Below are 11,356 nucleotides of genomic sequence, written 5' to 3' on the forward strand. Positions count from 1 at the left end.
GGCCGGTTGCCATACATTTCGCCATTCTTTCGCCACGCATTTATTGGAAAACGGATATGATATTCGTTCCGTTCAGGAATTGCTGGGCCATAAAGATGTACGTACGACGATGATTTACACCCACGTTATGAAAAAAGGACCGTTGGCTGTAAAAAGTCCCTTGGATACTGTTTAATACTGTGCAGATTTTTTTCATTTTATTCATGTCACTATTCTTGTTCAATATTCATAAAAAGTTTTAAATTGCTCGATGGGTAGACTACGTATTTCACAGCATTCAATTCATTGGCAAGATCTTGCGCCATTGTTGGATGGTCCTACCCGCGTTAGCCTCAGCCCCGAGGCCAAAAAAGCGATTCGCGATTCCCACAAAGTTTTAAAAAAAATCATATCTTCCGGTCAACAGGTCTATGGTGTAAATACGGGCTTTGGCAAACTTAGCACTGTTTCTATTGGTCCCGATGACCTCAAACAACTTCAACTTAATTTGGTCCGATCCCATGCTTGCGGTGTGGGTAAACCATTAGATTTAGGCGTGACGCGCATTACCATGGTGTTGAAACTCATGACATGGGCCAAAGGGTATAGTGGCGTTCGGCCAAAGTTGGCTCAACTGTTGGTAGGAATGTTAAATCACGATATTTTACCTGTTATTCCAAGACAAGGATCCGTGGGCGCATCCGGTGATTTGGCACCCTTAGCCCACATGGCAAGAGCCATGATAGGCGAGGGGGATGTCCATTTTCAAGATCGCATAATGCCCGCCTTGCTGGCTTTAAAAGAAGCCAATTTAGAACCCACCATTCTTGAGGCAAAAGAGGGCTTAAGTCTCATCAACGGAACCCAAGTGTCCACCGCTTTGGGAATCCGTGCTTTATCTGAATCGCATAAAATTTTAGAGACGGCAGATATTGCAGGCGCCCTTTCTGCCGAAGCCAGTTTATCCACCCGGGTTGTGTTTATACCCAAGATACATAAATTGAAAAAACATCCAGGACAAGTGGCTTCGGCTACCAATGTATACAATCTGTTAAAAGGAAGTGACATTGTTCAATCTCACGATGACTGTGGCCGTATTCAGGATCCTTATTGTATTCGCTGTATTCCCCATGTCCACGGTTCAAGCCGTGAAATTTTTAGTAATGGGGAAGTAACTATCAACAATGAAGTGAATTCTATTTCGGACAATCCCTTGGTTTTTCCAAATGGAGATGTCATGAATTCCGGCCATTTTCATGCCGAGCCGATTGCCCAAGCATTGGATACATTATCCATTGCAATGGCTGAGATTGGCGCTATCGCCGAGCGCCGCGTCAATTATTTTATGAGGGGAATCGGCGACCGAATCCCAATGTTCGGTGCTATGAACCCCGGTTTAGAATCGGGTTTTATGTTGGCGCACGTAACAGCGGCAGCTTTAGCATCAGAAAATAAAACGTTGTCTCATCCCGCCAGTGTAGATTCAATCTCGACCTCGGCAGGACAAGAAGATTTTGTCAGTATGGCGCCTTGGGCCGGGCGAAAGTGTTTACGCATCCTTGCCAATGTAAGTATTATTTTAGCGATTGAAATTTTAGTCTCTGGAAATGTGAACCATCGTTTTCATAAAAAAATATCCTCTGGCAATGGGCTCATCCCTGTAATGAACCTACTGAAACGACACCATGTTTTAACCGAAAAAGATCACGCCTTAGCCGATGATATTCAAACCATTAACACATTGATTCAATCCAGAAAAATTGTAAATAGCGTGCAGAAGCGCATCAAACTACTTTAGCATTATGAAAAATCGACCACCATTTATTCAAGCATTAACCTTTGACGACGTACTCCTCGTACCGCAGGAATCCCACATTCTCCCAAGGGATGTCAATTTACAAACGCGCTTGACAAAAAGTATTTCCATGAATATTCCGTTATTGTCCGCCGCCATGGATACAGTAACCGAGAGCGATATGGCCGTAGCTTTGGCCCGTGAAGGCGGGATTGGAATTATCCATAAAAATTTATCCATCGAAAATCAGGTGCTCATGGTAGATCGTGTAAAACGATCTGAGAGTGGTATGATTATGAATCCCGTAACTTTGTCAGCGGATAAAACAATTAAAGATGCAAAAACGGTTATGTCCAATTACCACATCAGTGGATTGCCCGTTGTGGATGGGGGGAAATTGATTGGCATAATCACCAACCGCGATATCCGTTTTGAGACCGATGACAAATTGTTCGTTCGTGATAGAATGACGGCAGAAAATTTGGTAACTGTTCCTCAAGGTACAACGTTGGATGAAGCAAAAGAAGTGCTCCAAGAACACCGCATTGAGAAACTCCTCGTAGTGGATGATAATGGGAACTTAGCAGGGTTGATCACGGTGAAGGACATCCAGAAAAAAGAAGATTTTCCTAACGCATGTAAAGATGATAAAGGTCGTCTCCGGGTTGGTGCAGCCTTAGGTGTAAGTGGTGATGCCATGGAAAGGGCCCAAGCTTTGGCCGATGCGGATGTAGATGTCATTGTCATCGATACCGCTCATGGTCATTCAGCCGGCGTATTGAATTCCATCAGAAATATTAAAAAGTCTGTGGGTGACCTTCAAGTGATTGCGGGAAATGTGGCCACAGGCGAGGGAACAAAAGCACTTATTGACGCAGGGGTAGATTGTGTAAAAGTTGGGATTGGTGCCGGGGCCAGTTGTACAACTAGAATTGTCGCCGGTGTTGGCATGCCTCAATTATCCGGTATTATGAATTGTGTAGATGAAGCGCGGAAACATGATATTCCTGTTATTGCCGATGGGGGAATTCGCTACAGTGGTGATCTGTCGAAGGCGATTGCCGCCGGCGCCGAAGTCGTAATGTTAGGGTCAATGTTAGCGGGCATGGATGAAAGTCCCGGAGAGTTTATTTTATTCGAAGGTCGTCAGTATAAATCCTATCGCGGCATGGGTTCATTAGGTGCCATGCAAGAGGGGAGTGGCGATCGTTATTTTCAAGAAGGGGCCGAGGCGACCAAATTAGTACCAGAAGGTATTGAAGGGATGGTGCCCTATCGTGGTTCTGTCCGCAATTCGATTCACCAACTTATGGGCGGATTGCGATCCTCTATGGGATATTGTGGCGCTAAAGATATCGAAGATTTTTATGGTAAAGCGGTATTCATTCAAACCACTTCTGCCGGTGTTAAGGAGAGTCATCCTCACGAGGTGAAGATCATGAAAGAATCACCGAACTACCAAGTGTCTGATTCTTAATAATCGGGGAGTTATCCCCAATTAAGTTTTTATGAGTAACTCCATTCATAAAACAGATTTAACTAAAAACAAAAACCCCCAGCATTTGCAGGGGGTTTTTTGATGAATGGTATATAATCTATTAAATACTTTAGGCTGATAAAGAATTCAAGTGTCGCGTAATCTGTGATTTACGACGAGCGGCAGTATTCTTCTTCAAATGACCTTTACTGACCATTTTGTCTATATTGCTGACGGCACTTTTATAAAGGCCTTCAGCTTTTGTGGCGTCAGTGGATTCCATTACATTTTTAATGGCTGTTTTTAATTCGGACATTTTTGCCACGTTGAATTCGTGTCGTTTTTTGTCCTGACGTTCGCGCTTAATTTGTTGTGGATGTCTATCCATTTAAATCCTCAAATAATGTTTAAAATTTCGGATGCGAAGTTATTCTTTTTTTATGCACTTTGCCAAAAGAAAAAATCAGGATAAAAATTAAAGATGTTGTATTGAACTGTGACATTCATCACAAACACAAAACTTGAAAGGTCTTAATTTTAGAGTTACCATTTATTCCTATATCTATAGTATTTTCAGGAATGAATAAAGCCGACCATCTACGCAAAGTCCCTATCTTTACTGATCTTAATGAAACTGATTTGACCAAAATTGGGGAAAAAATGATTTCCCGCGTTTATGAAAAAGGGCAGATGATTCTTTTAGAAGAAAGTTCTGGGGAAACATTTTTTATTCTTACAAAAGGTGCCGTTAAGGTTACGCGTCTCAGTGATGACGGTAGAGAAGTTATCCTCGCTATATTAAGTGAAAGTGACTTTTTTGGAGAAATGTCCCTTTTAGATGGGGAAGGTCGATCAGCCAATATTGTATCCAATGATCATTCAGAAGTTTTAACTCTTTCTCGTAGTGATTTTCTCGATTGTCTTGAGACCTTTCCAAAAATTGCCATCGCTCTTTTAGAAGAATTAGCAGTGCGATTACGGAAGAGTGACCAACAAATTGAAAGTCTTTCCCTCAGTGATTCAGAACAGCGGATTGGTATTACACTCATTCGTTTAGCAGAAGAACTAGGGACAATTAAACGAGGTCATGTGACTGTCCAAAATTTACCCTATCAACAGGATCTCGCAAATATGGCAGGTACGTCACGAGAAACAGTTTCCCGCACCTTAAAATTATTTGAGGATAAAGCCTTGGTCAAGCGGGAAAATCGTGACCTTAAGATCTATAATTTTGACGATTTTCGTCAAGCATTCTCTTAAACTAAACGACATCATAAATGGATTCTGATACGCTAGATCGAATTCGATCGAACGATCACCGAACCCTTTCGAGAGTTATCAGCCAAATTGAGAATAACGGCGATATACCTGATTCGTTTTTTCACAATCTTCACATTCATGCGAATGATACTTTAAGAATAGGTATTACCGGTCCGCCTGGCGCAGGAAAAAGCACCCTTACTGATCAGTTAATTCAACAAATTTTATCCGATGGAAAAAGTGTCGGCGTAGTAGCCATTGACCCCACAAGTCCATTTACTGGTGGTGCACTTTTGGGTGACCGCGTTCGTATGAATCATTATATTTGGAATAATGATGTTTTCATCCGCAGTATGGGCTCCCATGGTGAATTGGGTGGCTTGGCTCGCAAAGCCCAGGATGTTGGTGATGTGCTTGCCGCCAGTGGCAAGGATGTAGTCATTCTCGAAACAGTTGGTGTAGGGCAAGGGGAACACGATGTAGCCAAAGCGGTGGATTTAACTGTAGTTGTGTTGGTGCCGGAATCTGGCGATGAGATTCAACTCATGAAAGCTGGACTTATCGAAATCGCCGATGTGTTTGTAGTAAACAAATCCGATCGAGATGGGGCCGGCCGGTTGGCGCAATCATTGCAAAGCATTCTCCATACCTTTACTCAAAAAGGACATTTAGAACCACCAATATTCTCAACATCTGCCGATAGAAAATCAGGTATTTCAGAATTATACATTGGGTTAAAAGATTTTATTAAAGTGATGGAAGAAAAAGGTGTAATGGTCCAAAAACAGTTGGATAGACATCGGAAACGAGTGTTCAATTTGGTTCAAGATCGATTGCTCTTGAAATTTTGGACTCAGCAAAAATTGGCAAAATTGGAGGAATCTATTCTCAATTTGGAAATATCCAATGCATCTCCCCATGAAGTGGCAAATACATTGTTGAATGGCAATGACTGAAGAACATAATTCAATGCATTTTCTTGATCATTTAGAAGAACTTCGTTGGAGATTAGTCAAATCACTTGGTTCCGTTCTTTTGGGTGCTGTCATCACATTTTTCTTCATTGACCAATTGATCGCATTTCTTATTCGCCCTACCCAGGATTTAGCTTCTCCAATGGATTTGCAGGTACTTAAAGTGCAGGGTATGTTTATGATAAAGTGGGGTATTGCTATGATTGGTGGTATTGTTTTATCTATTCCAGTCTTGACCTACCAATTATGGAAATTTATTGCGCCGGGACTATATTTAAATGAAAAAAAATACGCCGCACCTTTAATTATTTTTACCTATATCTCATTTTTGATCGGACTCATTTTTGCTTACACGGTTATCATTCCCTTTTCTTTGGATTTCTTCACATCGGTTGGAATGAGCGGTATCCAGAATAATTTTTCTATTAATTATTATTTCAACTTTATTACTTGGCTTATGATAGGCAGTGGATTCATATTTGAATTACCGGTGCTGGTATTTATTTTATCGATTATCGGATTGTTAACACCGGCATTCATGAGTCATTACCGTCGCCACGCAAGTGTAGTCATTTTAGTCTTGAGCGCATTTATTACGCCACCGGATCCTGTGAGTTTGGTTCTTATGGCCATTCCGCTTATGCTTTTATACGAATTTAGTATTGGTGTGAGTTGGTTGGTAAATCGAAAGAAACAGGGGTAATTTGCATCTGTGAAACAAGACCTTAAATCACTGAAACATATTACTGATCCGATCTTTGAGGATATAAAGCTCTTCGAACAGGAATTTCGTAACGCACTTCGTTCTGAAGTACGTTTGATCAATTTGATCGGTAAATACATCCTAAGGCATAAGGGGAAGCATATTCGCCCTGTCCTGACGATTTTGGCCTCCCGTGTTTGCGGTCAGCCAACAGTCAACAGTTATCGTGCTGCCGCAATGATTGAATTACTCCACATTGCAACACTCATTCATGATGATGTGGTGGATGAAGCTGAAAAGCGCCGAGGATTTCCTTCAATCAAAGCAGTATGGAAAAACAAAATCGCTGTCCTTATGGGTGACTTTATGCTCAGTAAAGCACTCATCAATATGGTTGGATTGAGAGATTTTTCTGCCTTGCAGTTGATCGCCGATACAGCGGAAAAACTCAGTGCCGGTGAAATTCTCCAAATAGAAAAATCTCTGACTAAATCCATGACTGAAAAAGTCTATTATGACATGATCTACCAGAAGACAGCTTCACTGATTTCTACAAGCTGTGAATTGGGCGCCATTACATCAACGGGAAAAGATAAAGATCGAAAAGCTATGGTTACTTATGGAACAAAGTTGGGAATGGCTTTTCAGGTAAAAGACGATCTTTTTGATTTATTGGGCAATGAAAAGCAAACTGGGAAAGATATCGGCGCCGATATTAAAAGAAATATGGTAACACTGCCCTTGATTCATACTTATGAAAAACTCTCGAGGACGGAAACGCGACAAGTTAAAAAGATTTTATCATTGAAAAAGAAGACAACCGCAAATTTGAATGATCTCAAAGAGATTGTCAGTTCTGCCGGTGGTTTCAACTATGCTGAACAAAAAATAGAGGAATTCAATCACCAGGCACTGGATGCCATTTCACCTTACCCGGATTCACCGTATAAGCAATCCATGGTGGACCTGATTAGTTTTAACGCACAACGCACAGGCTGATTTAATGACCACTCCTCGGACCATTCTGGTCCTGCGTTTCAGTTCAATTGGAGATATTATCCAAACCACATCTGTGGTTGGTACTCTTAAAAAATATTTCCCCGAATCACAAATTGATTTTATAACCCTTTCTAAATTTGCATCCCTATTAGAGGGACATCCCCATATAAATAAAGTCCATGCCCTAGATATAGATGCGGGTTATACAAAACTCCGCCAAACCGGTTTTGAGATGGAAATGATGGGTTATGATTTGGCCATTGATCTCCATAATTCAACACGATCTCAGATTATTCGAAGAGGATTTGTTACAACCAAGAATGTGCATATAAAAAAACCACGATGGCGGCGCTTTAAATTATTTGCATTTCGTAAAAATGATTTCGCTGCGGATTTTACCGTACGCACGTGGCTTCACGAACCGATTGCTGACTTACTGCCAGGTGATTTTTCGATAGAGAATACACAGTTATTTGTTTCGGATGTGGAAAAGAACAGTGCGCGTGAATTGCTGCGAAAATCAAAAATGGATGGAAAATATTTCGTTATTACCCCGGGAGCCGCTTGGGCGCAGAAACGCTGGAGTGGGGAGAAATATGCAAAAGTGATAGACGATTGTGTAAATAAATATAACCTACATCCTGTGCTAATTGGTGGTGTGACCGATGACATTTGTGATTTGATTAAAAATAGTGCAGATTCCACTGTGATTGATGTTCATGGTAAAACAAATTTAAGAGAATCATTGGCAATCGTGAGTCAAGCAGAGTTTGTCCTAGGCAGTGACACAGGATTCCTCCATGCAGGTGAAGCATTAGGCATACCTGCAATAACGTTGCTGGGTCCCACTTCAAGGGAAACAGGTGCCGGTGTATTCCTCGAGGAATCTCAGGTTGTCCAAAATGAAGATATTTGGTGTCGTCCCTGTTCTCAAAACGGTAGTACACCATGTTATCGCAAAAAACAATATTGTATGACAAAGATTGAACCTGAACATGTATCATCCGCTGTATCAAAGGTGTTGGCAATATGATATATTGGAAGATTATTTATAATTTAATAATATTGCCTATCCTTCTCATTTTTGGATTAGTCGGATCTATATTTAATAAAAAAATACGAGATGGAATGATTGGCAGACTGCGGTCGTACCAAGAATTAAAATCCTTTATGGAAAATGTAGGAAAAGGGAGAACAATTTACTGGTTCCATGCTGCCTCTCATGGTGAATTTGAACAGGTAAAACCGGTCTTGGTCGGGTTAAAAGAGGTTGAACCGCATGCTTTGTCTATTGTGAGTTTCTTCTCACCATCCGGGTATAATAATGTCAATGATGAGCATATTGATTGTAAAATATATTTACCGATTGATTTACCTTGGGTAGTTAAAAAATGCCTTCGACTGGTTCAACCTAAAAAATTAATCTTAGCAGCTTACGATGTTTGGCCCAATATGATTTGGGCATCCAGATCATTAGGCATTCACTCCGCTTTATTTGCCGCGCGATTTTCAGAAAATACATCCAAGCTTTCTCCTGGAATTCGAAATTTTTATCGGAATGTTTATGGCTGTTTTTCTGCAATTTATACTATTACAGATCAAGATCATGAACGGCTGCAAAATATTTTATATCCAATTGGAAAGCCCATTGTTCGTGTATTAGGAAATCCGCGATATGACCAAGTAAAAAATAAGGCAGATAAATTTACCACAGAGCGGACAGAGTCGGTGCTTTTGCGACCGAAGCGACTTTTTGCAGGGAGTATTCATAGTGAAGATGAACAAATAATCTTAGAATCTATTGTTAGCTTATTGAGAGAAATTGATGACCTTTCTTTGGTTTGGGTACCCCATGAGCCCAGCGAAAGAATTGTTTCTGATGCTGAAACTTATTTTCAATCCAAGCATTTTACCACGGCAAGATTGGGTTATAAAAATCCGGATCAAATTAAGGAACGGGTAATCATTGTAGACTCTATTGGGAAGTTGTCTCAATTATATTGGTATGGGCAAATTGCCTATATCGGCGGTGGATTCTCGACGGGTGTTCATAATGTGATGGAACCGGCCATTGCTCGATTGCCAGTATTCTTTGGTCCCCGTTATAAGAATTTTAATGAAGCAGAAGAGTTGATTGCTGATGGGGGTGGTTTCTCCATAGACACGGGCACTGATCTCTATCTTGGCATTAAACAGCTCTTTGAAGATAGAAGTGCTTTTATTAAAGCGAGTTATTCCGCCACGGATGTAATTCACAGAAATTTGGGTTCAGCTACACGGATTGTGCGAAACCTAATCCATGATTGACCCTGTTTCTTTTAATTTGAATTTTCAAAAATTTGAAAATTCAAATCATTTTTCCTTTTCTCCCGGACTCCATGTGCTTTACGGTGAAAGCGGTTGTGGGAAATCTCAATTTATACGATTGTTGGCGGGGTATGAAACAAACTCGGAATCCAATTTTTCATTTAGTGATATTTCAATTCCTAAAACAATTCAGATCGTTTTTCAAAACCCTGAAAACCAAATTTTGGCCCATACTCTTGAATCTGAATTAGCATTTGGGCCTGAATGTTTATCTTTAATTCCCAATGATCTTCAGAATAAACTTGCAAATTTAAAATCTGAACTTCCTTTTGTAGATAATTGGGATCGTCATCCTTCATCTTTAAGTGGGGGCGAAATGGAAATGCTAAACCTTGTAACGGCGTTTAGCACCAACCCATTGTTAGTGCTGATTGATGATGGTTTATCCTTTTTGAATCAAGAATCAAAAGTAGAATGGGTAACGTGGATTCGTAACCAAATTCAAGATAAGAAAATAATTCTCTGGTTTACATCTGATCCAGAAGATTTAAGGCTCGGTGATTCAAAATGGATATTAAGTTTATCTGAGTTAAAAGAAACAGATAATAAACAAAGCTTTGTAGATTATAACTACCATCATCCCCAAGGGAAACTTGCGCTTTCTATTAAGAATCTTAATTTCAGTTATGAAAATAATCCGCAATCGGTGATTGACAATTGGTCATGTGAAATAAGTCACGCCCGGTCTATCGGTTTAATCGGAAAAAATGGTAAAGGAAAAACAACTTTATCGAATTTAATGACAGGGCTCATTCAACCGAATAGCGGTCGAATCGAAATGATTTTGAATGGACAAATTCCCAAAGTTGCCGCGTTAGATCAATTTCCAGAACGCATGTTGGGTCCCGATTCATTAGGTTCACTTTTATCTGAATTGGTGGCAAATAAGAAAATGAATTCTCATTTGGTTAATAAATGCATCAATAGACTCAATTCTTACCAGATCAATTGGGATATAGTTAAAGAACAATCGGCTTTAGATATTCCATGGTCCACATTACGGATGGCATTGATCATTATTCTGGCCCATTGTGATTATGACGTTCTTATTTTAGATGAACCAACCTTTGGACTCGGCTGGGAACAGAAGTTAATTTTAAGTCGTTTTTTTCAAGAGATTATGACTAACAAATATTTGATTCTCATTTCTCACGATAAACAATTCGTGTCGGCCCATTGTGACTTTATCTATAATTTAGATTCACAATCGGTAAAACAAAATCAAAACGTAACCTATGCCATCAAAGACTAGAATAACTGACCCCACTCGAATTTTAACCTTGGCTAATATAATTAGTCTTGGCCGTGCTTTGTTGGCAGTTCCCATCGTTTATACCATGCGGGATCCGGACTTAGGGACAATTACATTTATACTAATTGTTTTGGCTGTACTCTCGGATACTTTGGATGGGTGGGTGGCTCGCAAAGCGCATGAAGTGACTCATTTCGGCAAATGGATTGACCCTATAGCCGACTTTGCTTGTATTCTCACGGTGGTGTCTTATTTAACACTGGTAGGTCGATTCCCGGGATGGTTTTTCATTTTTTACCTAGCGCGATATGTTTTTATCGCAATCTCTGCAATCTATTTTTTGAACCATAATCATTTCATTCTCAGCGCAAATTGGTGGGGGAAATGGGCCGCTGGTATAACGGCACTTGCTTTAATGGTTCATATTTGGCCTTGGGAGGCATTCCCTTGGATGCAGGAGGTTACCATATATATCGCTACATTTTTATTATCCGTAAGCTGGATTGTTTATATCAAAACATTTTATTTGAAATTTAAAGAGATTAGATAA

At 40.2% G+C, this 11,356-nt stretch carries 12 protein-coding genes; 11 read left to right on the forward strand and 1 reads right to left on the reverse strand.

What is annotated here, in order from left to right:
* The 3 genes from HN459_03310 to guaB all read left to right on the forward strand — a co-directional run.
* Positions 1-175, forward strand: a 175-nt coding sequence (locus HN459_03310) for a tyrosine-type recombinase/integrase (protein MBT3478470.1), incomplete at its 5' end; no start/stop codon positions are given.
* Between the two features lie 75 nt (positions 176-250).
* Positions 251-1,777 carry a histidine ammonia-lyase gene (gene hutH / locus HN459_03315; protein ID MBT3478471.1) on the forward strand — a complete coding sequence of 509 codons (1,527 nt, stop codon included), beginning with the start codon at positions 251-253 and terminating at the stop codon, positions 1,775-1,777.
* A gap of 4 nt (positions 1,778-1,781) precedes the next feature.
* On the forward strand, positions 1,782-3,251 hold the full coding sequence (gene guaB, locus HN459_03320) for an IMP dehydrogenase (GenBank protein ID MBT3478472.1): 1,470 nt from the start codon (positions 1,782-1,784) through the stop codon (positions 3,249-3,251).
* A gap of 130 nt (positions 3,252-3,381) precedes the next feature.
* Here the strand turns inward: guaB and rpsT are convergent, their stop codons facing one another.
* Positions 3,382-3,639 carry a 30S ribosomal protein S20 gene (gene rpsT / locus HN459_03325; protein MBT3478473.1) on the reverse strand — a complete coding sequence of 86 codons (258 nt, stop codon included), beginning with the start codon at positions 3,637-3,639 and terminating at the stop codon, positions 3,382-3,384.
* 191 nt (positions 3,640-3,830) lie between these two features.
* Here rpsT and HN459_03330 point away from each other — a divergent pair, with 191 nt between their 5' ends.
* The 8 genes from HN459_03330 (at position 3,831) to HN459_03365 (ending at position 11,356) form a co-directional block, all read left to right on the forward strand.
* The gene (locus HN459_03330) at positions 3,831-4,511 is read left to right on the forward strand and encodes a Crp/Fnr family transcriptional regulator (GenBank protein ID MBT3478474.1); all 681 of its coding nucleotides are present in this window, start codon (positions 3,831-3,833) and stop codon (positions 4,509-4,511) included.
* A gap of 17 nt (positions 4,512-4,528) precedes the next feature.
* Positions 4,529-5,467, forward strand: a complete 939-nt coding sequence (gene meaB, locus HN459_03335) for a methylmalonyl Co-A mutase-associated GTPase MeaB (GenBank protein MBT3478475.1) — start codon at positions 4,529-4,531, stop codon at positions 5,465-5,467.
* Positions 5,454-6,188, forward strand: coding sequence for a twin-arginine translocase subunit TatC (gene tatC, locus HN459_03340; GenBank protein ID MBT3478476.1), 735 nt, complete (start codon positions 5,454-5,456; stop codon positions 6,186-6,188). The genes meaB and tatC overlap by 14 nt, the downstream gene beginning before the upstream one ends.
* A 9-nt stretch (positions 6,189-6,197) precedes the next feature.
* Positions 6,198-7,187 carry a polyprenyl synthetase family protein gene (locus HN459_03345; GenBank protein MBT3478477.1) on the forward strand — a complete coding sequence of 330 codons (990 nt, stop codon included), beginning with the start codon at positions 6,198-6,200 and terminating at the stop codon, positions 7,185-7,187.
* Between the two features lie 4 nt (positions 7,188-7,191).
* Positions 7,192-8,220 carry a glycosyltransferase family 9 protein gene (locus HN459_03350; GenBank protein MBT3478478.1) on the forward strand — a complete coding sequence of 343 codons (1,029 nt, stop codon included), beginning with the start codon at positions 7,192-7,194 and terminating at the stop codon, positions 8,218-8,220.
* Between the two features lie 95 nt (positions 8,221-8,315).
* The gene (locus HN459_03355; GenBank protein ID MBT3478479.1) at positions 8,316-9,494 is read left to right on the forward strand and encodes a hypothetical protein; all 1,179 of its coding nucleotides are present in this window, start codon (positions 8,316-8,318) and stop codon (positions 9,492-9,494) included.
* A complete protein-coding gene (locus HN459_03360) occupies positions 9,487-10,806 on the forward strand; it encodes an ATP-binding cassette domain-containing protein (protein ID MBT3478480.1) in 1,320 nt (439 codons plus the stop codon). Before HN459_03355 ends, HN459_03360 begins: the two co-directional genes overlap by 8 nt.
* The gene (locus tag HN459_03365; GenBank protein ID MBT3478481.1) at positions 10,790-11,356 is read left to right on the forward strand and encodes a hypothetical protein; all 567 of its coding nucleotides are present in this window, start codon (positions 10,790-10,792) and stop codon (positions 11,354-11,356) included. The genes HN459_03360 and HN459_03365 overlap by 17 nt, the downstream gene beginning before the upstream one ends.

The organism is Candidatus Neomarinimicrobiota bacterium (assembly GCA_018647265.1).
In the GTDB taxonomy this organism is placed as follows: Bacteria; Fidelibacterota; Marinisomatia; order Marinisomatales; family TCS55; genus TCS55.